General features: G+C 62.9%; 21 protein-coding genes and 3 pseudogenes. 13 read left to right on the top strand and 11 right to left on the bottom strand.

Annotated elements, in window-relative coordinates; genetic code table 11:
* Positions 1–73 precede the first annotated feature (73 nt).
* The 8 genes from P3T40_RS17340 to P3T40_RS17305 all read left to right on the top strand — a co-directional run bounded on the left by P3T40_RS17340 (position 74) and on the right by P3T40_RS17305 (position 8,400).
* On the top strand, positions 74–793 hold the full coding sequence (locus tag P3T40_RS17340) for a carbonic anhydrase (RefSeq protein WP_429268949.1): 720 nt from the start codon (positions 74–76) through the stop codon (positions 791–793).
* Between the two features lie 352 nt (positions 794–1,145).
* Complete coding sequence (locus P3T40_RS17335; RefSeq protein WP_429268948.1) at positions 1,146–2,114, top strand: AraC family transcriptional regulator; 969 nt, start codon at positions 1,146–1,148, stop codon at positions 2,112–2,114.
* Positions 2,115–2,195: 81 nt separating this feature from the next.
* Positions 2,196–3,260, top strand: coding sequence for an ABC transporter substrate-binding protein (locus P3T40_RS17330; RefSeq protein WP_429268947.1), 1,065 nt, complete (start codon positions 2,196–2,198; stop codon positions 3,258–3,260).
* A 68-nt stretch (positions 3,261–3,328) separates the two neighbouring features.
* Entirely contained in the window at positions 3,329–4,132 is an 804-nt protein-coding gene (locus P3T40_RS17325; protein WP_429268946.1) for an ATP-binding cassette domain-containing protein, read from the top strand.
* A gap of 14 nt (positions 4,133–4,146) precedes the next feature.
* Positions 4,147–5,430, top strand: a complete 1,284-nt coding sequence (locus tag P3T40_RS17320) for a sugar ABC transporter permease (RefSeq protein WP_429268945.1) — start codon at positions 4,147–4,149, stop codon at positions 5,428–5,430.
* 19 nt (positions 5,431–5,449) lie between these two features.
* On the top strand, positions 5,450–6,178 hold the full coding sequence (locus P3T40_RS17315) for an SDR family oxidoreductase (protein WP_429268944.1): 729 nt from the start codon (positions 5,450–5,452) through the stop codon (positions 6,176–6,178).
* Positions 6,179–6,291: 113 nt separating this feature from the next.
* Positions 6,292–7,992 (top strand): FGGY-family carbohydrate kinase, encoded by a 1,701-nt coding sequence (locus P3T40_RS17310; protein ID WP_429268943.1) that lies wholly within the window; start codon positions 6,292–6,294, stop codon positions 7,990–7,992.
* Between the two features lie 15 nt (positions 7,993–8,007).
* Positions 8,008–8,400, top strand: a complete 393-nt coding sequence (locus P3T40_RS17305) for a VOC family protein (protein WP_429268942.1) — start codon at positions 8,008–8,010, stop codon at positions 8,398–8,400.
* 188 nt (positions 8,401–8,588) lie between these two features.
* On the opposite strand, the gene P3T40_RS17300 is transcribed toward P3T40_RS17305, so the two are convergent.
* Positions 8,589–9,557 carry an AraC family transcriptional regulator N-terminal domain-containing protein gene (locus tag P3T40_RS17300; protein ID WP_429268941.1) on the bottom strand — a complete coding sequence of 323 codons (969 nt, stop codon included), beginning with the start codon at positions 9,555–9,557 and terminating at the stop codon, positions 8,589–8,591.
* Positions 9,558–9,952: 395 nt separating this feature from the next.
* On the opposite strand from P3T40_RS17300, the gene P3T40_RS17295 reads away from it, so the two are divergent.
* A complete protein-coding gene (locus tag P3T40_RS17295; protein WP_429268940.1) occupies positions 9,953–11,005 on the top strand; it encodes an NAD(P)-dependent alcohol dehydrogenase in 1,053 nt (350 codons plus the stop codon).
* A gap of 230 nt (positions 11,006–11,235) precedes the next feature.
* On the top strand, positions 11,236–12,195 hold the full coding sequence (locus P3T40_RS17290; RefSeq protein ID WP_429268939.1) for a LysR family transcriptional regulator: 960 nt from the start codon (positions 11,236–11,238) through the stop codon (positions 12,193–12,195).
* A 197-nt stretch (positions 12,196–12,392) separates the two neighbouring features.
* Here the strand turns inward: P3T40_RS17290 and narZ are convergent.
* A pseudogene (gene narZ / locus P3T40_RS17285) lies at positions 12,393–12,785 on the bottom strand (nitrate reductase subunit alpha); the annotation flags it as partial.
* Between narZ and P3T40_RS17280 the strand changes: the two are divergent.
* Positions 12,776–12,940 (top strand): annotated as a pseudogene (locus P3T40_RS17280) (OmpA family protein); the annotation flags it as partial. The pseudogenes narZ and P3T40_RS17280 overlap by 10 nt on opposite strands.
* Positions 12,941–12,949: 9 nt before the next feature.
* Here the strand turns inward: P3T40_RS17280 and P3T40_RS17275 are convergent.
* Together P3T40_RS17275 and P3T40_RS17270 are read right to left on the bottom strand one after the other, a co-directional pair.
* Positions 12,950–13,705: a Fic family protein gene (locus tag P3T40_RS17275; protein ID WP_429268938.1), complete on the bottom strand. Its 756-nt coding sequence runs from the start codon at positions 13,703–13,705 to the stop codon at positions 12,950–12,952.
* A gap of 99 nt (positions 13,706–13,804) precedes the next feature.
* Complete coding sequence (locus tag P3T40_RS17270; RefSeq protein WP_429268937.1) at positions 13,805–14,299, bottom strand: hypothetical protein; 495 nt, start codon at positions 14,297–14,299, stop codon at positions 13,805–13,807.
* A gap of 325 nt (positions 14,300–14,624) precedes the next feature.
* Between P3T40_RS17270 and P3T40_RS17265 the strand changes: the two are divergent.
* A pseudogene (locus P3T40_RS17265) lies at positions 14,625–14,813 on the top strand (DotU family type IV/VI secretion system protein); the annotation flags it as partial.
* A 51-nt stretch (positions 14,814–14,864) separates the two neighbouring features.
* Here P3T40_RS17265 and P3T40_RS17260 read toward each other — a convergent pair.
* Genes P3T40_RS17260 through P3T40_RS17230 form a run of 7 tightly spaced genes read right to left on the bottom strand, consistent with a single transcriptional unit; the run spans position 14,865 to position 22,322 of the window.
* Positions 14,865–15,200, bottom strand: a complete 336-nt coding sequence (locus tag P3T40_RS17260; protein WP_429268936.1) for a hypothetical protein — start codon at positions 15,198–15,200, stop codon at positions 14,865–14,867.
* 34 nt (positions 15,201–15,234) lie between these two features.
* Positions 15,235–15,699, bottom strand: coding sequence for a dihydroneopterin aldolase (locus P3T40_RS17255; RefSeq protein WP_429268935.1), 465 nt, complete (start codon positions 15,697–15,699; stop codon positions 15,235–15,237).
* Entirely contained in the window at positions 15,696–16,346 is a 651-nt protein-coding gene (locus P3T40_RS17250) for a sarcosine oxidase subunit gamma (RefSeq protein WP_429268934.1), read from the bottom strand. Before P3T40_RS17250 ends, P3T40_RS17255 begins: the two co-directional genes overlap by 4 nt.
* Positions 16,336–19,335: a sarcosine oxidase subunit alpha family protein gene (locus tag P3T40_RS17245; RefSeq protein ID WP_429268933.1), complete on the bottom strand. Its 3,000-nt coding sequence runs from the start codon at positions 19,333–19,335 to the stop codon at positions 16,336–16,338. Before P3T40_RS17245 ends, P3T40_RS17250 begins: the two co-directional genes overlap by 11 nt.
* A complete protein-coding gene (locus tag P3T40_RS17240; protein WP_429268932.1) occupies positions 19,332–19,652 on the bottom strand; it encodes a sarcosine oxidase subunit delta in 321 nt (106 codons plus the stop codon). The genes P3T40_RS17245 and P3T40_RS17240 overlap by 4 nt, the downstream gene beginning before the upstream one ends.
* 23 nt (positions 19,653–19,675) lie before the next feature.
* Positions 19,676–20,920, bottom strand: coding sequence for a sarcosine oxidase subunit beta family protein (locus P3T40_RS17235; protein ID WP_429268931.1), 1,245 nt, complete (start codon positions 20,918–20,920; stop codon positions 19,676–19,678).
* A gap of 16 nt (positions 20,921–20,936) precedes the next feature.
* On the bottom strand, positions 20,937–22,322 hold the full coding sequence (locus P3T40_RS17230; protein ID WP_429269018.1) for an L-serine ammonia-lyase: 1,386 nt from the start codon (positions 22,320–22,322) through the stop codon (positions 20,937–20,939).
* A 411-nt stretch (positions 22,323–22,733) separates the two neighbouring features.
* On the opposite strand from P3T40_RS17230, the gene P3T40_RS17225 reads away from it, so the two are divergent.
* Complete coding sequence (locus tag P3T40_RS17225; RefSeq protein WP_429268930.1) at positions 22,734–23,813, top strand: GlxA family transcriptional regulator; 1,080 nt, start codon at positions 22,734–22,736, stop codon at positions 23,811–23,813.
* Positions 23,814–23,826: the final 13 nt, after the last annotated feature.

Raw genomic sequence — 23,826 nt, 5'->3', positions numbered from 1 at the left:
GCGCCCGCCGCAAGTCACTGTCGTTCCACAGGGCGGCTGAAACAGTGCTGCCCTTCACGCAAGGAGAAGCGCCATGTGCAACACCGTTCTGCCGTCTGCATCACGCCGCCAGTTACTGTTCGCGGGCGCCGCATCGTTGACGTTGGCTGGCCTCGCGCCAGGCGAAACCCGGGCCGCCGAGCCGGTGGACGCCAACGCGCCCAATGCGATCACCCCGGCCGAGGCGCTCGCGCGCCTCATGGACGGCAACGCGCGCTACGCGACCAATGCGCCTTCCAACAAGGACTATTCGGCCGGCCGGGCGAGCCGTGTCACGGCGCAATATCCGATTGCCGCGATCGTCGGCTGCTCAGACTCGCGCGTTGCCCCGGAACTGGCTTTCGATCAGGGACCAGGCGATATTTTCGTGGTGCGGGTGGCCGGTAACTTCGTCAATGAGGATGGACTCGCGAGTCTCGAATACGGCGTGAAGTTTCTGCGGGTGCCGCTCATCATGGTGCTCGGCCATACCAACTGCGGTGCGGTGAGCGCCACGGTCGACGCGATTCAGAAAGGCGTCGTGCTGCCGGGCCATCTTCCGGATCTGGCGCGTTCGCTCAAACCCGCAGTGGCCATCGCCCAGTTGCATGGCGATGCCGATCTGAAAGCGAACGCAACCATCGAGAACGTGCGGCTCAATGCCAACCGGCTGAGCGTGTCGAAGCCCGTCATCGGCCGCTACGTCAGCGAGGGCAAAGTCAAAGTGGTTGGAGCCGTCTACGATCTCGCTACCGGTAAGGTCAATCTGTTGTGAGCGCAACGAAGAGCAATCGCCCAGCCTGGCGCTGGGATGGCTTGCTCGCAGGGCAATAATAAGCAATACATAGCGTTTATCGCGTGCCCTGCTCTTCTGATGACGAAAACCATCTTTTACGGGCGTGTGGCAGGTTCGCTCTGCAAATCAACTGCTCGTAAACAAGCTGCTGCGTTGCACAAAAGTTGACTCTTTATCCCTTACGGACTAACCCGAATGCAAGAAAGTATCGGTTTACAGTCCTATTTTCAGTGGTGAGATACCTCCAACAGGGCTAATTTTCGGTCATGGCAATGCGCAATACGGTTCAAGCGAACTGCCCGAAAAAGAAATTGGCTCAGGAGGAAGACAGATGCACACCACCCGGGGTGCCACGGCGCGTCAGGAGGCCCGCAGCGCCAACCTTGTCCAGCCGGATCTGGAACTGGTCGCCGTGCCGCGCGACGAATCGTTCAAGGTCTGGTCGCATGGCTACCCCTATCGCACGGTGCGCTGGCATTTCCATCCGGAATACGAAATTCATCTGATCACAGCGACCACCGGTAAATACTTCGTCGGCGATTACATCGGCAACTTTGCGCCCGGTAATCTCGTGATGGTGGGATCGAATCTGCCGCACAACTGGGTCAGCAGCGTGCCGCAGGGCAGCCGCGTGGACGAACGCGGTCTGGTGCTGCAGTTCGATGCCGAATTCCTCTCGCGAGCCACCCAGGCTTTTCCCGAACTCAGACGCATGGAAGGCTTACTCGACGCATCGCGTTGGGGCGTTCTGTTCGCAGCAAAAACGGGCGCAGCCGCAGAACCGCTCATGCGCGAGATGCTGGGCGCGCAAGGAATACGGCGTATCACGCTGTTTATTGCTTTGCTCGACCTGCTTTTGCAAAGCGCAGAGCCGGTGAAGCTGGCGAGCGCCGCCTATCGTGCGGACCCAGCGTGCTATGAGGGGACGCGCATCAATCACGTGCTTTCTTATATTGGCAAGAACCTGTCGCAAGAGTTGCGCGAGACGGAATTGGCCGAACTGTCGGGCCAGAGCGTGAGCGCCTTCTCGCGATATTTCCGCCGCCACACCGGCGTGCCCTTCGTCCAGTACGTCAATCGGCTGCGCATCAATCTGGCCTGCCAATTGCTGATGTCGGGAGAACTGAACGTCACCGATATCTGCTATCAGGTCGGCTTCAACAACCTCTCGAACTTTAATCGCCAGTTTCTGTTGCTGAAGGAGATGTCGCCTTCGAAATGGCGTGCCTGGCAGCAGCTCAATGCCGCCAGCGCAACCGAATCACCTGACGCCGCACACGCCTCGGAAGCGCTCGGCTAGCAAGTGTTTTACTGAAGCCTCACCCGCAGCCCAACCACGGCACCAATACGCCGGGAATTTTCTAATAAACGGAGACACCTGATGACCCGACTTTCGAACCAACTGATCCGCGTCAGCGCGCTGAGCCTGAGCCTTGCCCTGCTGAGCAGCACCGCGGCATTGGCCGCACCCAGTGGCACGGTCGCCTTTCTGATGCCCGACCAGGCCTCGACGCGCTACGAACAGCACGACTTTCCCGGCTTCAAGGCCGAAATGAACAAGCTCTGCCCCGACTGCAAGGTGCTGTACCAGAACGCCAATGCCGACGTCTCGACCCAGCAGCAGCAGTTCAACTCGGTGATCGCACAAGGCGCCAAGGTGATCGTACTCGACCCAGTGGACTCGACGGCCGCCGCGTCGCTGGTTCATATGGCGCAGGCGCAGGGTATCAAGGTGATTGCATATGACCGGCCTGTGCCCTCGACGCCCGCCAATTACTACGTGTCGTTCGACAACGAAGGCATCGGCAAGGCCATCGCGCAGTCGCTCGTCGAGCACCTGAAAGAGACGAACGTGCCCACCAGCAAGGGTGGCGTGCTCGAAGTCAACGGTTCGCCGACTGATGCGGCCGCAGGGCTGATCAAGAAGGGCATCCACGCGGGTTTGGCGGGCAGCGGCTACAAGACGCTCGCTGAGTACGACACGCCGGATTGGGCGCCGCCGAAGGCCCAGCAGTGGGTCAGCGGCCAGATCACCCGCTTTGGGTCGCAGATTGTCGGTGTCGTGGCCGCCAATGACGGCACGGGCGGCGGGGCCGTTGCGGCGTTCAAGGCAGCCGGCGTGAATCCGGTGCCGCCCGTGACCGGTAATGACGCGACGCTAGCAGGGCTGCAACTGATCATCGCGGGTGACGAGTACAACACTATCCTGAAGCCGAGTGAAATCGTCGCGGCAGCTGCGGCGAAGGTGGCCGTGGGCTTCCTGAATGGTCAGGCCCCAAAGGGTGAAACGACGCTCTTCAACACGCCGACGCAACTCTTCAAGCCCGCGGTCATCACAGCGAAGAACCTCAAGGCGGAAGTAGTCGACAAGGGCTTTGCGAGCGCCAAGGATCTGTGCACCGACCGCTATGCCGACGGCTGCAAGAAACTCGGCATCACGAACTGATCCGGCACAGCGCCGGCCGGGACCTGGTTCGTGCCGGGTTCCTCCCTTCATCATGAGGTATCCGTCCAATGACTGACAACTCCACAACACGGTCCGCGCGAGGTGAGCTGGTGCTGAGCCTGCGCGGCGTCTCGAAGCACTTCGGAGCAGTCTCGGCCCTGACGGACATCGAGCTCGACGTGCATGCCGGCGAAGTGGTCGCCCTGGTGGGCGACAACGGCGCCGGGAAATCCACGCTGGTGAAGGTGCTCGCCGGCGTCCATCAACCCAGCTCCGGCACGATCACCTTCGGCGGCAACGAGGTCTCGCTGTCCAATCCGGCCGCGGCACTCGATCTCGGCATCGCCACGGTGTTCCAGGATCTCGCACTGTGCGAAAACCTCGATGTCGTCGCCAACATCTACCTCGGGCGCGAGATGAATCCGCTGCGCCTCGACGAGGTGGCGATGGAGGTGAAGGCGTGGACGCTGCTGAACGAGCTATCGGCCCGTATCCCGAGCGTGCGCGATGTGGTCGCCTCGCTCTCGGGTGGCCAACGCCAGACTGTGGCGATCGCCCGCTCGCTGCTGCTCGATCCGAAGCTGATCATGCTCGACGAGCCGACCGCGGCGCTCGGTGTGGCCCAGACCGCCGAGGTGCTGAACCTGATCGAGCGGGTGCGCGACCGCGGCCATGCGGTGATCATGATCAGCCACAACATGGAGGACGTCCGCGCCGTGGCGGATCGCATCGTCGTGCTGCGCCTCGGCCGCAACAACGGTGTCTTCTATCCCGACTCGTCGAATCAGGAACTGGTGGCCGCGATTACCGGCGCCACCGAGAACGCAGTGTCGCGTCGCGCCGGCCGGCGCCAGGCCGAACAGGGCGCCTAGTCAAAGGAACCATCATGAGTAACGAAATGCAAGGCGCGCCACAGCCTGAACCGCAAGGCGCTGCGAAGCCCTCCACCCTGCTCGATCGCAGCGATGTGCGTGTCAAACACGCCGCCGGAGTGGGTGGCACCGTGTCGGCCTTCGTCGAACGGGTGCGTTCGGGGGATCTGGGATCGCTGCCGGTTATCGCGGGCCTGGTCATCATCTGGACCGTGTTCACCAGTCTGAACCCGGTGTTCCTCTCGGCCGACAACCTGGTGAACCTGCTGTTCGACTGTTCGACGGTCGGCGTGATTTCGCTGGGCATCGTCTGCGTGCTGATGGTGGGGCAAATCGACCTGTCGGTGGGTTCGATGAGCGGCTTCGCTTCGGCCCTCGTCGGGATGCTCTGGGTCAATCATGGCTGGCCGGTGCTGCTGGCCATCGTTGCTGCCGTGATCGTCGGCGCGGTGGTAGGTGCCATCTACGCGCTGTTGCTCAACCGGTTAGGCATGCCAAGCTTCGTCGCGACACTCGCCGGCTTGCTCGCGATTCTCGGGATGCAGCTCTACGTCCTCGGCGCGACCGGCTCGATCAACCTGCCCTACGACTCGGCGATGGTGAACCTCGGACAACTCATCATCATCCCCGCGGTCGTGTCGTACATCCTCGCGCTCGTGCCGGGTGCCGTGATGCTGTTGCTCGGGATGCGCACGCGTGAGCGACGCCATGCGTCCAATCTCTCGGCGCCCTCGGTAGGCAGCCTGCTCGTGCGCAGCCTCGCCATCACTGTGCTGCTGGAAGCGGTGGTGGCCTACCTCAACCAGGGGCGCGGCGTTCCGTTGATGTTCGGCATCTTCCTCGGCATCGCGGTCGCGATGGACTATGGGTTGAAGCGGACGCGCTGGGGCCGCTCGATGCATGCGGTCGGCGGCAATCACGAGGCCGCGCGGCGCGCCGGTATCAATGTCGGCGCCATCTACACCAGCGCCTTTGTGCTGTGCGCGAGTCTCGCCGCGCTCGGCGGCGTGCTGACGGCGGCGCGGCTTGCTTCGGCCAGCCAGCAGGCCGGCACCGGCGACGTCAACCTGAATGCCATCGCCGCAGCGGTGATCGGCGGCACGAGTCTCTTTGGCGGCCGCGGCAGCGCGTATTCGGCGGTGCTCGGCATTATCGTGATCCAGTCCATCGCCAGCGGCCTCACGCTGCTGAACCTGTCGTCGTCGCTGCGCTTCATGATCACCGGCGCGGTGCTGGCGATCGCGGTGATCGTCGACTCGCTCGCCCGCCAGTCCCGTGTCTCGCATGGCCGCGCGTAATTACAGAGGAGAGCATTAAATGTCTGAATCCATCAAAGGAAAGGTTGCCGCCATCACGGGTGCGGCATCGGGTATTGGCCTCGAATGCGCGCGCGCGCTGATCGAGGAAGGCGCGAAGGTCGTGTTGATCGATCGTGCGAAGGACAGGCTCGAGAAACTGTGCGCGGAACTGGGGCCGAACGCGTTTCCGCTCGTCGTGGATCTGCTGCAGCCGGCGGAGGTATCCGGGATGCTGCCGAAAATCCTCGCCCTCGCAGGCGGCCTCGATATCTTTCACGCCAACGCCGGCGCTTACGTCGGCGGCGAGGTCGCGGACGGCAATCCGGACGAATGGGACCGCGTGCTGAACCTGAACGTGAACGCCGCGTTCCGCTCGGTCCACGCCGTCCTGCCGCACCTGGTCGCGCAGAAATCGGGCGACATCGTCTTCACCAGTTCCATCGCGGGCATCGTTCCGGTCGTGTGGGAGCCGATTTACACCGCCTCCAAGTTCGCGGTGCAGGCTTTCGTCCATACGACCCGGCGCCAACTCTCCAAGCATGGTGTGCGGGTTGGCGCGGTGGCCCCAGGGCCTGTCGTCACTGCTCTGCTCGACGACTGGCCGAAGGCGAAGATGGACGAGGCGCTGGCCAACGGCAGCCTGATGCAGCCGAGAGAGGTCGCCGATGCGGTGCTTTTCATGCTGACGCGGCCCCGCAATGTGACAATCCGCGATATCGTTATCCTTCCGAACAGCGTCGATCTCTGAAACGCGTGACAGGCGCGGGCCTCATGTGGCCCGCTGTCCACTGTCCGCGGGGCGGCCGATCAGAAACGCCTCCCTGAATGAGCAATGAGCAGACAACGAGCAGGCAGCAAGCTATGACTTCAGAAAACCCGACCTCCGGCGCGGCAGACAGCACGCGCGATGTGCGCTATGTCATTGGCGTGGACGTGGGCACGGGCAGCGCCCGGGCTGGTATCTTCGACCTCGCTGGCCGCATGGTGGGGTCGGCCAGGCGTGACATCACGCTGTTCCATGCGAGCGGCTCCATCGTCGAGCAGTCGAGCGGCGAAATCTGGAAGGCCGTCTGCGATTCCGTGAAGGATGCACTGGCGCAGGCCGCGGTGTCGCCCGGTCAGATCGCCGGCATCGGCTTCGACGCCACCTGCTCGCTCGTCGTGCTGGGCGCGGACGGACAGTCCCTGCCGGTGGGACCCTCGGAACAGGCCGAACGCGACATCATCGTCTGGATGGACCACCGCGCTGTGGAGCAGGCGGAACGCATCAACGCGACGGGCCACGAGGTGCTGAAATTTGTCGGCGGCAAGATTTCGCCGGAGATGGAGACGCCGAAGCTGCTATGGCTTCTCGAGAACCGGCCGAGCGTGTTCGAAGCAGCATGGCAGTTCTTCGATCTGACCGACTTCCTGACCTGGCGCGCGACCGGAGATCTGTCGCGCTCCACTTGCACGGTCACCTGCAAATGGACCTATCTGGCGCACGAACGGCGCTGGGACGAGAGCTATTTCCGCACCGTCGGACTCGGCGTGCTGGCGGACGAGGCGTTTGTGCGCATCGGCCAGACCGTGGTCGACGCGGGCACGCCGCTCGGCAGCGGGCTGACGGCAAGCGCCGCCGCTGAGCTTGGACTGCTGGCTGGAACGCCGGTCGCCACAGGCGTGATTGATGCTCATGCCGGCGGGATCGGCACCGTCGGTGCCGATGGCGAGCCCGAAGCCTGCCTCGCCTACGTCTTCGGCACCTCATCGTGCACGATGACCACCACGCGCAGTCCGGTCTTCGTGCCCGGCGTTTGGGGCCCCTACTTTTCGGCGATGGTCCCCGATGCATGGCTCAACGAGGGTGGCCAATCGGTTGCGGGCGCAGCGATCGAACGACTGCTTTCGATGCACCCTGCAACGCCCGACGCCCGTCAACAAGCGGAGCAAGCGGGACAGTCCTTGCCGGTGATGCTCGCCGCTCTCGCCGTGCAGTCGGCGCAGACGGCGGACGGTTTGTCTGGCGCGGTGAGACTGGCCAACGGGCTACATGTCGTCCCCGAGTTCCTCGGCAACCGTGCCCCGCTGGCTGACCCGCACGCCAGAGCCGTGATTGCGGGCCTTGGCATGGAAGACGATCTGGACAGCCTGGTCGCCCTCTACATTGCCGGCATTTGCAGCATTGGTTACGGCCTGCGCCAGATCATCGAGACGCAGGCTACCGCCGGTGCACCGATCGAGCGCGTGGTGATCAGCGGCGGCGCCGGGCGACTCGATCTCGTTCGCCAACTGCTCGCCGATGCGACAGGAAAGCCCGTCCTCGCCACGCAGGCGGAAGAGCCCGTGCTGCTGGGTGCCGCGATGCTGGGTGGCGTGGCGGGCGGCAGCTTCGACGACGTGCGCTCGGCGATGGCCAGCATGTCGCAGATCAGCAAAACCTACGAGCCGGATCGAGGCGACATCGCGGCTCTGCACGAGGCGCGGTTTCGCGCGTTCAAGCAGTTGCAGAGCGTGGCCAGAGAAATCCGCCGAGCTCACGCCGACCCGCGGCAGGTCCAACGTCTACCATCTACCGTCTAAAGGAACGAGCAAGAGATGCTATCCCACGTCTTCGTTGGCATTAACGACTTCGAACGCGCCTTCGGCTTCTATTCCGCGCTGATGGACACGCTCACGCTCAAGCTCAAGTTCCGCGACGAACAGACGGGCTGCGCCGGCTGGATGGCGGCAGACCAGCCGCGTCCACTGTTTGTGATCAGCCGGCCCTACGACGGTAATCCAGCTAGTGTCGGCAATGGTCAGATGCTCGCGCTGCTGGCGCCGGACCGCGCCACGGTCGACCGCGCGCATGCCGTTGCGCTCGCACAGGGCGGTTCATGCGAAGGCCCGCCTGGCGTGCGGCCGCAGTATCACGAGCACTATTACGGCGGCTACTTTCGCGATCCGGAGGGCAACAAACTCTGCGTGTGCTGCCACGACCCAGCGTGAACTGAAGAAGTGGTTAAGCCCTGCTATGGTCTAGCCTGAACTCAGGCCGTTAGTCCTGCTACGGTCTGGGTTGAACTCAGGCGGTTACTCTTGCCACGATCCGGCCTGAACCCGGAGAGCACTTAGCCCTGCCAGGCAGCTCTTACCTGCAGGCCAGGCGCCGCTCGAGCCAACGCGCCGCTGCCCGCTCACACCGCCGTCACATACTTCGCCGCCGGCGGCGCGACGCGCGGCGGCGGCGAATCGATCACCGCGCGCATGCGCTTCACTTCATCCACGGGACTCAGCCCGAACAGCCGCTTGAACTCCCGGCTGAACTGCGATGCGCTTTCATAACCCACCCTTGCCGCGGCAGCGCCCGCATTCAGACCATCCTGCACCATCAGCAGTCGCGCGTGATGCAACCGCGTGGTCTTCACATACTGCATGGGCGAAGTCGCCGTCACGCCCTTGAACTGCGCGTGAAACACCGCGAGACTCATACCGGCCTCGCGCGCCAGGGTATCGACATCGAGATCGCCCCGGTAATCGGCATGAATGCGCCGCAGCGCCTTGGCGATGCGGCCAAAGTGATGCTGATGTGTGAGCGCGGCGCGGATCGCATCGCCCTGCTCGCCAGTCAGCACGCGATAGCAGATCTCGCGCATGATGGCAGGGGCGAGAATCTTCGCGTCGAGCGGCGAAGCCAGCGCTTCAAGCAGACGCTGCACGGCGTTGCTCATAACCGGATCGAGCGGTGTCGAATAGATGCCGCGCGGCTCGGTAAGCGTCGTGCCGTGGGTTTCGTTCAACGCCATCAGCAGCTCTGCGACCACCGTCAGGTCGACCCGTACGGAGATGCCCAGAAACGGCTCCTCCAGACTCGCCTCGGTTTCGCACTCGAACGGCAGCGGCACGGACAATACCAAGTACTGCTGCGCGTCGTACAAATAGGTCTGCTCGCCCAGATAGCCGCGTTTGCGCCCTTGGCACACGATCACGATGCTCGGCTCGTAGAGCACCGGCATGCGCGGCATCGGCCGATTCGAACGCATGAACTTCACGCCCTCAAGACGCGACGGCGTGTAGCCCTCGCCCGGCGCGAGAATGTCGCAGAGTTCGACCATGCGCTGCTGGGCGGGACTGATGGCAGCGCGGCAGGTTTGAGTCGTTTGCATGACAATGCCTATTGATGCAGCAGAGAATAAGGCTTGAAATTTAGCATCAAACGGCCTATAGCGCTCGCTCTCAGGAGAAATAGGCAAACCTTCGAGATATTCAGGTATTCCCCAGGGAGCGCCCGCCGCCTACGATGGGAACCCTGCCGGATCACCCATTCCCGCCGCTGCTGCCCGAAAGGGCGGCGGTCCGTAAGCCGGCCTTCCCGGGGCCCGCCATTGAGCCACAACAGCCGTGGCTAAGCCGATGGCCCGCCCGCAGAAGGCCGGTCGAGGGAGCCCACCCCCGCGATTGACTGCGGCGATCTCGGTCCAAGTCAAGGCAAAGCCGCTCTCGCGACCCCGCGTCGCTACAGCCGGCGCCTTGAGCCACCCATCCCATTGCAGGAGCACTCATGACCACGACTTACGCCTATGCTGCGAGCGACGCGCAATCGAAACTCGCCCCATTCGAATTCCAGCGCCGCGAGCTGCGCGCCCATGATGTGCAGATGGAAGTGCTGTTTTGCGGCGTCTGCCATTCGGACCTGCATCAGGCCCGCAACGAGTGGAAAAACTCGATTTACCCGGTGGTGCCTGGGCACGAAATCGTCGGCCGTGTGACGGCGGTCGGTCCTGACGTCACGAAGTACAAGACCGGCGACCTCGTCGGCGTCGGCTGTCTCGTCGATTCGTGCCGTACCTGCCCGAGCTGCGAAGAAGGCCTCGAGCAGTATTGCGAAAACGGCTTTGTCGGCACCTACAACGGCGCGGACCGCGAAACCGGTGACATTACGTTTGGCGGCTATTCGACGCAACTGGTCGTCGACGAAGCATTCACGCTGCGCGTGCCGCAGAACCTCGACCCGGCCGGCGTGGCGCCGCTGCTGTGCGCCGGTATCACCACCTACTCGCCGCTGCGCACGTGGGGCGCGGGTCCCGGCAAGAAGGTCGGCATTGTTGGCCTCGGCGGTCTCGGCCACATGGGCGTGAAGCTCGCGCGCGCGATGGGTGCGCATGTCGTGCTGTTCACGACCTCGCAGTCGAAGGTTGAAGATGCGAAACGTCTCGGCGCGCATGAAGTGGTGATTTCGAAGAACCCGGAAGAGATGGAAGCCCATGCGAACAGCTTCGATCTGATCATCAACACGGTGGCCGCCCAGCACGACCTGAACCCGTTCCTGAACCTGCTGCGCCGCGACGGCACGATGGCACTGGTTGGCGCACCCGAACACGATCACCCGTCGCCGCAGGTGTTCAACCTGATCATGAAGCGCCGCCGTCTGGCGGGTTCGCTGATTGGCGGCATTGCTGAAACCCAGGAAATGCTCGATTTCTGCGGCGAGCACGGCATTACATCGGATATCGAAATTATTCCGATGCAACAGATTAACGATGCGTATGAGCGGATGTTGAAGAGCGACGTGAAGTATCGCTTTGTGATCGACCTCGACTCGCTCCGGAAGTAACTGCCGGTCGTTTTACCCCAAGGATTTATCCCGGTAGTTCCACAGGTCGTCACGCCGGCGGGCCAAGCGCCCGCCAGCCGTGACGCACAGGCCGCGCCCGTTGCGGCGGCCTGCCCTGCTCCCGCCTCGCATCGTCATGCCGACACGCCTCCCCGACGGGACGAGGTGCGTTGGCTGTACGTCCTTATTCGGATTGTCCCGCGTATGTACTGTTTGACAGGAGATTGCCCGTGATTGACCGTATTCAGGCGATGCGCACTTTTATCCGTATCGTCGATACCAATAGCTTCACACGCGCCGCGCAATCGCTCGATATGCCGCGCGCGACGGCGACGACGCTGGTTCAGAATCTGGAAGCGCTGCTCGGCACCGCCTTGCTGGTGCGGACGACGCGCAGGCTCAGCCTGACTGCCGAAGGTGCTGCGTACTACGAACGTTGTGCGCAGATCCTCGCCGACATCGACGAAATGGAAGCCAGCCTGCGCCATTCAACCGATCAGCTGAGCGGCCGTCTGCGCGTCGAAATGCCGGGCGCGGTGGCGACCGCGCTGGTGTTGCCGGCGCTCGACGATTTTCATGAGCGTTTCCCGAACATCGATCTTGCGATCGGCGTCAGCAATCGCGCGGTGGATCTCGTCGGCGAAGCGGTGGATTGCAGCATCCAGCTAGGCGAGTTGCCGGACTCCGGCCTCGCGGCGCGGCGCCTCGGCATGCTCGAACTGGTGACGTGCGCCAGTCCCGACTATCTCGAGCGTCACGGCACGCCCGCCGATCTCGAAGCGCTGGAGAATCACATTGCCGTGCACTGCCTTTCGCCGCACAGCGGTCGCGCGGTGGACTTCGATTTCGAAGTTGGCGACACGGCGTTGAATGTGAAAGTCAACGGCTTCCTGAAGGTCAGCGACGAGCAGGCTTATCTGACCTGCGGGCTCGAAGGGCTCGGGCTGATCCAGCCGGCACGCATTGCCGCGCAACCGTACCTCGACGCGGGACAGTTGCGCGAAGTGTTGCCGCAGTGGAAGCCTGCGTTGATTCCAGTGTCCGTGGCGTATGTGAAGAGCCGGCGCGTGTCGCCACGCGTGCGGGCTTTTGTCGACTGGCTCGCGGTGCTGTTCGAGCAGGCCGAAAACGTCGATCAGGATCTGTCGCGGGTGCGGCAGTTGCTGCGCGGCGGGCTGCATGCGGCGTGAGGCGGTTGAGGAGGCACTTTCAGTCTTGAAGAGACATTCCTGGTGAGGCGTGGGTGCCGCGATAGCAGTAGCTGCGGCACCCACGTCACGTTATAACAGGTTTGTTATTCCCGCCCAGCCATGACTTATGACCCGCGTTGCGAAGCCGGCGAGTTGTGTCCCGACGGCAGATTCAAACGCCGGTCCCGCACGACCTAGTTGTCCGGATGGTCTGGGTCTTCGCAGCCCATCCTGAGCGAGCCGCCAGATAGCGTGCGCGCGACGTACTCTTTCGCGTCCACGCCGGCGGCCTGTGCATCGCGTGCCACCTGCAGCGGATTGGTCTGCAACTGCGGCGCCGACGGCAGCCAGCCCATCCGTTCGGCGCGCACGTTGTAGTCGATCAGCGAGCCACCGTAACGCTCTTTGTCCGCAAGCGGCGAGAGGATTTCCTCGACGCCCAGCTTCTCGTAGCGCCACTGATCCGTATGGGCATAAAAGAAGCTCGTGGAGTGCATCTGGCGCGGCGGGCGAATCCAGTCCAGCGCAAAGGCGAGCGGGGTCCAGCCCGTCTGCGGACGCAGCGTTTCCTGTCCGACGTAATGCGCCCAAGGGGTATCTGGTGTCCACGGGAATCGCGCCGCAGAAGTTGTCGAATACCGGCGTTGGCCCGGATCAGCCGATTGCTTCCAATGACACGAATGATGGACGGGCGAGGAATCGGCGGATTGAGTTTCGGGCTGGGTTGGCTGGCGGGGGTGCGTGATCAGGGCGGTTAGTTACGCAGCCCCAGAACGCTAAGGTAGGTGTCGCGCGAGCGATGCACCGAGTTCGCCACGAGCTGCGTGATGCTGCTGTAGTCGCCACTGACGCACGCCTCGTCCAATGAGTCGTAGTAGGCCAACCGGTCCTCTTTCTGGATGATTGCCGGTGGGTAGCCGGCCTTCATCAATTCGAAGTTGAGAAGCAGGCGACCGCTACGGCCGTTGCCATCCACGAACGGGTGGATCTTGACGAAGCGCGTGTGTAGTTCGGCAGCGCGCTCGACTGGGTGCATCCCGCCAGACTTATCGTGCCATTCGATCAGCGCGCGCATTTCCTCAGGCAGATGCAGGAAGTCGGGCGGCGTGGTACTCGCGCCGGCGATCACCACGTTTTCCTGGTGATAGCGGCCGGCTTCGGTTTGGTCGATGCCCTTTAGCACCAGGTTGTGAATGTTGCGTATCTGCCATTCGCTCAACGCCTCGTCCTTCGCGACAATCGACTCGACGTAGAGAATGGCGTCTCGGTGGTTCGTGGCCTCGAAGTGGTCCCGCAGCGACTTGCCGCCTACCGTGATGCCCTCGAGCACCACCTTCGTCTCACGCAACGTGAGGGTATTGCCCTCGATAGCATTCGAGTGATAAGTCCATTCCAGCATCAGCTTCTCGCGCAACGACGCAAGCGTGTGAGCCGGCAACGGGCGCGCAGCATCCAGCTTTGCCTTATCGGCATCGATTGCTTGCAGCAGCGCCGTCGTCTGGGGAGTCATCACGTTTCTTTAAGGCACAGTTCGATAGGCTTAGGTTTGCCTATCATAGCACCGCGATCCCACCCTCAATCGGCCCTGCGTGTGGCGGCGTCAGTTTGACTACTTAAACACCAGCGGCTCCGAAAACGGCGCCTTATCCGGCTCAGCCCGATACTTATCTACGATCGCGCTCACGCAACTCGTGAACTGAGTGCGAAACTCGACTGGGTTATCGCTGGGTGGCGAGAGACCATCCGACGTAACGTTCCACCCATCGGCAGTACGGATGGCGTCGAGATCGAAGGATGCCGCTGTACCGCTGTCCAGTATCACCGCCTCACGCCTTTCTCCGCCCGGCACACGGAGCATCGCTTCGCAACCCTGTTGAAGCTTTACAGGCGCATGCGGGGCCGAACTGCCGAACGGGGCGACGTTGTCGGGCGCCGTATGGTACATACGCAATGACTCGAATTGCGACGGCAACGCGGAGACCACGAATCGTACGTCGTCCTGTGAAATGCCGTCGCTACAGCCAGCCAGGGTTCCGACCAGCACCGCAAGCGTAAGGCGAGCAAAAATGCGCTGAGCCAACAGATTGGGACTCAAGCCGTTCATCGTGCCGACGCTTGCTGCCCGGCGCTTGCTAAATTCATGCGCGCGGAGCCGGGCGGGTTCCGCAGATCGAACGGATTCGGCGGCCGGTCTTTCGATGCAGCAGTTGCAGATGTCATCTCGCCTCATTTCTTTCCAATCCCTTTCCACACCGCAAGGCATCAGTAAAATGACGCTCTTCGGCTACCACGTATATCGGCAGCCAAAGGAGATTTCTTTAGGTTGAGAACATTGAAGGCCGCCCGGAGCCCTCAATTCCCCTCTTCGGGCTTCACCCCCAACAACTCGCGAATATGCGCAAGCGACCCATCGTCCTTGACGACGGTCGGTCGCGCGCCGCCTGAAACGCGAAGTGCCGCTGTGGAGTATCGGCACGGTGTTCGCGCTGGTTGCGCTGCTCGCCTATCTCGGCCCGAACAGCTATCTGCGCGATTCCACGCTGCACACGCTCGCGCCGTACTCGCAGATCATCAAGCTCGGCCCGCAATCGGCCAATCTGACCATCTCGCTGCCTTAGCGTTTGATGCTCACGCCGGGCCTAAATGCTCAGCCTAAACGTTTTGAACCCTTAAACTGCGCGAGAATCTTGCCCAGCGGAGGCGGCACGCGCAGCGGCCGTGCTGTCCACGGGTTCATAAGTACCGCGTGCCGCACGCATACGCGCCTCGCCCACCAGACGCGCCAAGGTCGCCGGACTCATGCGAGCCGCAACCTCGCGCACATAATCATGATGACGCGCCTCTAGCGTTGCGTGCAGATGCCGCGCCTGCAGATACCGAAGCAAGGCGATCCGCCGATGCCCCAATGTCATGCTCTGCTCCAGCAAGGCCAGCGCCGCGTCGCGATCGCCCGCTTCGTAGGCCTGTTTGAGCAGTTCAGCAGTGCGCGCGCGTGGCATCCTCATCCCCCTCGTGGCTCAATCAACGGGCCTAAGGCGCTCAACGCGCAGCGACCACCGCCTGCACGCTGACTCGGGCACGCAGTGCGTCATAGTCCGCACGGGTCCAATCCAGTTCGACGCCAATGCGGCGCGTCCCTTCGCGGATCTTCGGCTTGTGCAGCGCGAGCGTCAGCGCGTCGAGCGCGGGCCATTCGCGAAACGACAATTCCGCCACTTCGACAGCCAGGGTTTCGAGCATCCGTGTATGCGGCTTGGCCGCCAGAAACGCGCTCACCCGCTCGCAATAGCGCTCATAGTCGATCATCGCGTGCGCCCCCTCTTCCGACGGCTCGCCACGGTAAAGGAGGCTTGCATCGATCACGACCGGCTGCGGCGCGGCATACTCGTGCGCATGCAGCCCGATCCGCGTCGCCACCGCGAGTTCGTCGATAAACACGCGCCAGCCGCGCCCTAAGCGCGGAGGCGCGGAAAACGAAGCCATGGCCTCTTCGAACGGCTTCACGACAGCAGCGGCAGAGCCGCGTCGAGCATGATGCGGAAGAAGTAATCGGCGAAGCTGCGGCGCACGACCAGTTCAAAGGTGTCGTCGTTGACCGGGATCAGCACGATCGATGCCTTGAAATAATGGCTTTGCGCACACTGGCCAGGAGCGAACACGCGCGGGTGCAGATCGAGCGGGCAACCGCGCGACAGCACATCGCGCACTTTCTCGCCGCTCACTTCGAGCAGCGTGTAGCCGCTGCCGATATCGACCGCCGACGCAAACTGTCCGGCCAGAGCCTGCGTGAGCTTCGCTTCGAGCGTCGCGCCCTGTTGCTGTTGCGAGCGCACCAGCCACTCGTCCGGGCCAAGCCACAGCACTTCATAGCCGTTGCCGCGTGCCACGGTGTTCGGTTTGGCAGGCGGCCGGCAGCCAGTCACGCTTTCTACTGCACTGACGAAAGCCGGATCGCCGGTATCGCCGCGCAGATTCGCCAGATCGCGAAACGGCCGCTCGCTCAAACTGAACTTCTTCGAGGCGCTTGCCTGATGCGTCTTCAGCAAATCGCCGACGCCCACCAACGGGGACTCCTGCCACACCTCGCCTACGGCGCGCTGCACGATCGTCGAAGCCGCGTCCGGTGCTTTGCTTCTCGCTTCATTCCACATGTTGACGCACTCCTTCGGTATCGTAGAACACCGGGCTGGCAATCTTTGCAGCAACCTGTTTGCCGTTCGCGAGCGGAATCGTCACGCTCTCGCCCATCTTATTGAGGCCACCTTTGATAACGGCAAGCGCGATAGAACGCTTCAGGATCGGGCTGTAGTAGCTCGACGTAACGTGTCCGAGCATCGGAGCCGTGTCGCCCGAGAACGGACCGGCCACTATCTGGCTGCCTTCGGGAATCACGAACGACGCATCATCCGAAAGTAAGCCCACGAACTGCTTGCGGCCTTCCTTTGCCGTGTCGGAGCGTGTCAAGGAACGCTTGCCGAGGAAGTCTTTCGACTTCGCCACCAGCCCGCCCATGCCGAGGTCGTACGGCGTGATCGACCCATCTGTATCCTGGCCGACGATGATGTAGCCCTTCTCCGCACGCAGCACGTGCATCGTTTCCGTGCCGTATGGCGTGATATCGAACTCGGCGCCTGCGGCCATCAACGCTTCCCACACGGCACGGCCCATGTTTGCCGGCACGTTCACTTCATAGGCCAGTTCGCCCGAGAAGCTGATGCGCATCACGCGCGCGGCGACACCGGCCACCGTGCCTTCGCGATACCACATGAACGGAAAGGCGGCGTTAGCAAAATCGATATCGCTGCACACCTTCTGCAGTACCTTGCGGCTCTTCGGCCCGACCACGGCGAAAGTCGCCCAATGGTCCGTCACCGATGCCAGCCGCACCTTCAGGTTCGGCCACTCAGTTTGCAGCCAGCGCTCGAGCCACGTCAGCACGCGCGCGGCACCGCCGGTCGTGGTGGTCATCATGTAGTGCTGTTCGGAAAGACGTACCGTTACGCCGTCATCGAAGACCATGCCGTTTTCGTCGAGCATCAGGCCATAACGGCACTTGCCGACTTCGAGCTTGCTCCACGGGTTGGTGTAGACCCAGTTGAGCAGTTGCGCTGAATCCGGGCCCTGAATATCGATCTTGCCGAGCGTCGATGCATCGAGAATGCCCACACCGTTACGCACCGCCAGGCATTCGCGCGCCACCGCCGCGTGCAGGTCCTCGCCCTTCTTCGGGTAGTACCACGGACGCTTCCAGTTGCCCACGTCCTCGAATGCCGCACCGTTCTCGACGTGCCATTCGTGAATGCAGGTCTTGCGGATCGGATCGAGCAGGTCGCCCAGTTCGCGGCCCGCAAACGTGCCGAACGTGACCGGCGTGTAGTTCGGCCGGAACGTAGTCGTGCCGGTTTCGGGGATCGTCTTGCCGAGCGCATCGGCCAGAATCGCCATACCGTTGATATTGCCGAGCTTGCCCTGATCAGTGCCGAAGCCCATCGCCGTATAACGCTTCACGTGTTCGACGGACTCAAAGCCCTCGCGAGCGGCCAGCAGAATATCCGCAGCGGACACGTCGTTCTGGAAATCGACGAACTGCTTCGGGCCACGTGCCGCGGTTTCGCGACTGCCTACCAGCCACAATGGCAACAGCGGCGCTTCAGCGATCTCCGCGATATGCGGCACTTGCGGACGCGTCACGTTGAACCCCACCGCCTTCGCTGATTCAACACCTGCATCGACTGCAAGCCGCAAGCCGCGCGCGAGGCTGAATTCTCCTGCTGCCGCGCCAACGCTGGTTTCAGGTTGCATCGCCTTACCCGGCACAAAGCACACCTTCTCGCCGTTCCAGTGCGCCTTGCCACCCGATTGCGCAAACAGATGCAGCACGGGACTCCAGCCGCCGGACATTGCGAGCAGATCGCAAGCCAGATCGGGCATTTTTGCGCCCACCTTGCCGTTCGCATACGCCGCGACTTCAACCGAGCCAACCCGCAGCTTGCCCTGCGCAGTCGTAACAACTGCGTTGTTCAGCACCCTCACCCCATGACGGCGCGCCGCAGCCGGCAACGCGCCGTTGCCTTGCCCGCGCGGATCGACCACCGTCACCTTTGCGCCGCAGGTCTTCAGATCGAGCGCGCACTGATAGCCGTCGTCGTTATTCGTGAACACGACAGCCTCGCGGCCCGGCAATACGCCATAACGATGGATATACGTCGACACCGCCGACGCCAGCATCACGCCGGGCAGATCGTTGTTGCCGAAGACAATGGGACGCTCATGCGCACCCGTGGCGAGAATCACGCGTTTGGCGCGGACCTTCCACAGCAATTCCCGCGTGCCCTTGCGCATCGAGACCGGCAGATGCTCGGTCAAACGCTGCGTCACGGTAACGAGGTTGTGGTCCTGATACCCGAACGCCGTGCCGCGGCTCAGGATTTTCACCTCGGGCATCTGGCGCAGTTCCGCCTCGATCTTCTCCACCCAGTGCGACGCAGCACGACCATCGATTTCCGCGCGGCCCGACAGCAAGCTGCCGCCGAGTTCACGCTGATCGTCGACCAGAATCACACGTGCGCCCGACAGGCCTGCTGCATGCGCCGCCGCCAGCCCGGTCGGGCCGCCGCCCACCACCAGCACGTCGCAATACGCAAAGCACTTGTCGTAACGGTCAGCGTCCAGCGCCTCGGGCGCCTTGCCCAGACCCGCGGCTTCACGAATCTTGTCTTCGTACTTCGGCCACCATTTACGCGGCCACATGAAGGTCTTGTAGTAGAACCCCGCAGGCAGGAAGCGCGAAAACTTCTGGTTGATCGCCATGCGGTCGTGCTCGAGACTCGGCTCGGCATTCACGCTGGTGGCCACCAGCCCCTGATACAGCTCCACTTCCGTCGCACGTGCATTCGGCACCGTGTACGCGCCGCGCTCCAGTTGCACGACGGCATTCGGTTCTTCCACGCCCGCTGTCACGATGCCGCGTGGACGGTGATACTTGAAACTGCGCGCTACAAAGTGCACGCCGTTTGCGAGCAACGCCGACGCCAGCGTGTCGCCCTGAAAGCCCTGATAGGTGCGGCCGTTGAACGTGAAGGTCAGCGGGATCGCACGATTGATGCGCCCACCGGCGCCGAGGCGGTCTTTCTGGCTCATTGCTTGTTGCCCTCGTGAGCGTCGTTGGTAGCGGGTTTAACAGCCGACCCAGCGGTCGAGCCGCCGAAGGTTTCATAGCTGAGAAACTGATAGGACACCGTATCACGCGTCGCCATGAACCAGCGGCGGCAACCCTGCGTATGCAGCCATTGTTCGCGGTGCACGCCGCGCGGGTTCTTGCGCATGAACAGGTAGTCGCCCCATTCCTTGTCGGTCAGTTTCTCGGTTTCAAGCGGACGGGCGATATCGGCCTCGCCGCCACACGAGAATTCGGATTCGGCGCGCGGCCCGCACCACGGGCATTCGATCATCAACATAGGTTTCTCCGGTGCGTTCAGCGTTAGTGGGCGACGGCAGCGGCGCCGTGTTCGTCGATCAGATGACCCGTGTAGAACCGGTCCAACGAGAACGGCGCGTTCAGCGGGTGCGGTGCGTCGTTGGCAATCGTATGGGCGAACACCCAACCCGAACCCGGTGTCGCCTTGAAGCCACCCGTGCCCCAGCCGCAGTTGAAATACAGCCCCTTCACGTCGGTCTTGCTGATGATCGGGCACGCATCCGGCGACACATCCACAATGCCGCCCCACTGCCGGTTCATCCGCACGCGTGAGAACACCGGGAACATTTCGACAATCGCTTCGAGCGTGCCTTCGATGATGTTGAAGCTGCCGCGCTGGCCGAAGCCTGTGTATTGATCGACGCCCGCGCCGATCACCAGGTCACCCTTGTCGGACTGGCTGATATACGCGTGCACTGCGTTCGACATGACCACGGTGTTCACCACTGGCTTGATCGGCTCGGACACCAGTGCCTGCAGCGGGTGGCTTTCCAATGGCAGGCGCACGCCGGCCATATCCGCCAGCGTCGATGTATTGCCTGCGGCGACCACGGCCACCTTCTTCGCCTTGATGAAACCCTTGACCGTATCGACGCCCGTCACCGCACCGCCTTCACGGCGAATGCCGGTGACCTGGCAGTTCTGAATGATGTCGACGCCATGCTGATCCGCGCCGCGCGCAAAACCCCATGCCACGGCATCGTGACGCGCTACGCCGGCACGGCGCTGGATCGACGCGCCCAACACCGGATAGCGGCTGTTGAGGTTGATGGTCGGCTCGATTTCCTTGATCTGCTCGGGCGTGATGAATTCGGCATCCACGCCGTTCAGGCGGTTCGCGTTCACACGACGCTCGGTATCGCGCACGTCCTGCAGCGTATGGGCGAGATTCATCACACCGCGCTGGCTGAACATCACGTTGTAGTTGAGGTCTTGAGACAAGCCTTCCCAGAGCTTCATCGCCTTCTCATACAGCGCGGCCGATTCGTCCCACAGGTAGTTCGAGCGCACGATCGTCGTGTTACGCGCGGTATTGCCGCCGCCGATCCAGCCCTTCTCGAGAATCGCGATATTGCGCACGCCGTGTTCTTTGGCGAGGTAGTACGCGGTCGCCAGACCATGCCCACCGCCACCGACGATCACCACGTCGTACTCGCGCTTCGGCTCCGGGCTTCTCCACTGCCGCTCCCAGTTCTCGTGATACGACAACCCGTTGCGGAACAAACTGAATATCGAATAGCGGCTCATGTCGCAGACCCTTTGGTTAGCATTCGATGACGTTCACGGCGAGACCACCGCGCGACGTCTCCTTGTATTTCGTCTTCATATCGGCGCCGGTTTCGCGCATTGTCTTGATCACGTTGTCGAGCGATACGTAGTGCTGGCCGTCGCCCTTCAAAGCCATGCGCGACGCGTTCAGCGCCTTGATCGCACCCATCGCATTGCGCTCGATGCATGGAATCTGCACGAGACCGCCAACCGGATCGCAGGTCATGCCCAGGTTGTGCTCCATGCCGATTTCGGCAGCGTTTTCGACCTGGGTCGGCGTGCCGCCCATCACGGCGGCGAGCGCCGCGGCAGCCATTGAGCAGGCCACGCCCACTTCGCCCTGGCAGCCCACTTCCGCGCCGGAGATCGAGGCGGTTTCCTTGTAGATGATGCCTATCGCTGCAGCGGTCAGCAGGAAGGTGACAATGCCGTCGTCATTCGAACCCGGCACGAACTTCACGTAGTAGTGCAGCACCGCTGGAATCACGCCGGCCGCGCCGTTGGTCGGCGCCGTGACCACACGCCCGCCGGCGGCGTTTTCTTCGTTGACGGCCATGGCGTACAGATTGACCCAGTCGAGCATCGATAGTGGATCGCGCAGCGACTCTTCCGATCGCAGGCGCAGGTTCGTTGAGAGATCAGCGGCGCGGCGCTTTACGCGCATCGGGCCAGGCAACTCGCCGCGCACCTTGCAGCCGCGCTCAACGCAGGCCGCCATGGTGCGCCAGATCGCCAGCAGGCCTTCGCGAACCTCGGAGCGCGAGCGCGACGCGCACTCGTTCGCGAGCGCCACCTCGGCAATCGACAACCCGCTCTCGCGGCACACCCGCATCAGATCATCGCCGGTGCGAAACGGAAACGGCACTTCGCCGCCCGCACGCACGCCGTTGACCCGATCACCCTCGCGATTCACCACGAAGCCGCCGCCGACCGAGTAATACTCTTTCTCGACCAGCAACTGGCCGTTCTCATCAAAGGCCTGAAAACGCATCCCGTTCGGATGAACCACGCCCGTGCCCGCCATCAGCTTGCGGAAGAACGACAGGTGTTCCTTCTCGTCGTACTGCACGCGGTGCTTGCCGAGCAGCAACAACGCCTTCTCCTGACGAATCTGCGCGAGACGCGGCTCGATCAGGTCCGGATCAATCGTATCGGGCAGATGGCCCTCAAGCCCGAGCAGCACCGCCTTGTCCGTGCCGTGGCCTTTCCCGGTCGCGCCGAGCGAGCCGTACAGCTCGACCTTGACGCGCCTCACGAAGGCGAGCAGGTTGGCGTCCTCGATATGCGAGGCGAAGCGGCACGCCGCAATCATCGGGCCGACCGTGTGCGAGCTTGACGGGCCGATGCCGATCTTGAACAGATCGAAGACGCTGACGTTCATGTGGGCTGCCTGGTCGTAATGGATCGAATGGGTCGAACGGGTCGATTTGCCGGATCGGAGATCGCCGCCACGGTGGCGCAGACCGTTCGCTCCGGAGAATTCCACGTGCTTTTCTGCATGACGCAAGTACACCAAAGCGTAAAATTGTCAGATAGAACAAAAACGCCATCGACCTGGGACGGCGACGCCACCGCGGCGCAAGGCACGGCGGCGGTTCGTTTCTGCGATGGTTGATGGCGGAAAAGCGCAAGTCGGGGCGGCGCGGATCGGCGACGCTAGGGTCATCGCGCGCATGCGCCCGCGCGCGTCCCGCCGGGTTGGTCCCGTTCGGCCCCGTTCGGCCCCGGTTGGTCCCGTTCGGCCCCTTTGACTCCCATTTGCCCCTATGACGCACCCTGGCGCAGTTGCACCATGAAAACCGCAGAATCGCTACCGCTGACTTCCATCGACGGCGTCCCCAAAGAACGCATCCGTTTCGGCATCGTCCTGCTGCCGAATTTCACGCTGACCGCGTTCTCCGGCTTCGTCGACATGCTGCGGCTGTCCGCCGACGAAGGCGACTACAGCAAGCCGGTGCGCTGCTCGTGGAGCGTGATCGGCGACACTCTGGCACCCGTGCGGGCCAGTTGCGGCATTCAGATCACCCCTTGGGAGACCTTCGAGAACGCCGAGCCGTTCGATTACGTGGTGGTGGTGGGCGGTCTGTTGCACTCCGGCCCGCAGGCGAATGACGAGACGCTGCAGTTCATCCGCCGGTCCGCTCGCGGCAATACCACGCTGGTCGGCATCTGCACGGGCGTGTTTGCGCTGATGCGCGCCGGCGTGCTGGACGAGCACCGCATCTGCGTGAGCTGGTTTCACTACTGGGACTTTGTCGAGCGCTTTCCATCGGTGAATTCGGACGCGCTGATTGCCGACCGCCTGTTCGTGATCGACCGGCGGCGCATCACCTGCTCCGGCGGGCGAGCGTCCATTGATGTCGCCGCCGCGATTCTGCTCAGACACTTCGAGCACGCGACGGTGCAAAAGGCGCTGCGCATCCTGCTGGTCGGCGAGATGCAGAAAGGCAACGCGCCGCAGCCGCATCCGCCGGGTTTGGAGCCCGCCACGCATCCCAAGGTCAAGCGGGCAATTCTGCTGATGGAACAGCATGTGGGGCGCTCGTTGCCGCTCGAAGAACTGGCCTGCAAGCTCGATATGTCGCCGCGGCAACTGGAGCGGCTCTTCAAGGCGGAAACCGGCAAGAGCCCACAGGCCTTCGCCAAGCAGGTACGCCTGCGGACCGCCGCGTGGCTGCTGACCAGTTCGGACCGCACCGTGGCCGATATCGCGTCGAGCTGTGGCTTCTCGGACGCCTCGCACCTGGGGCGCGAATTCCGCAAGCAGTTCGGCGTGCCGCCGGTAATGTTCCGCGAGCAGCGCGGCGCCGTGCCGGCTGAGGATGCTGCCGTGTTCGACGAAACGTTTCCCGGGCGCGTGGACGTCTATTAAGGAATCTTAACCA

The organism is Paraburkholderia sp. EB58 (assembly GCF_050436665.1).
GTDB lineage: Bacteria > Pseudomonadota > Gammaproteobacteria > Burkholderiales > Burkholderiaceae > Paraburkholderia.
This window is presented reverse-complemented; position numbering and strand designations above follow the sequence as displayed.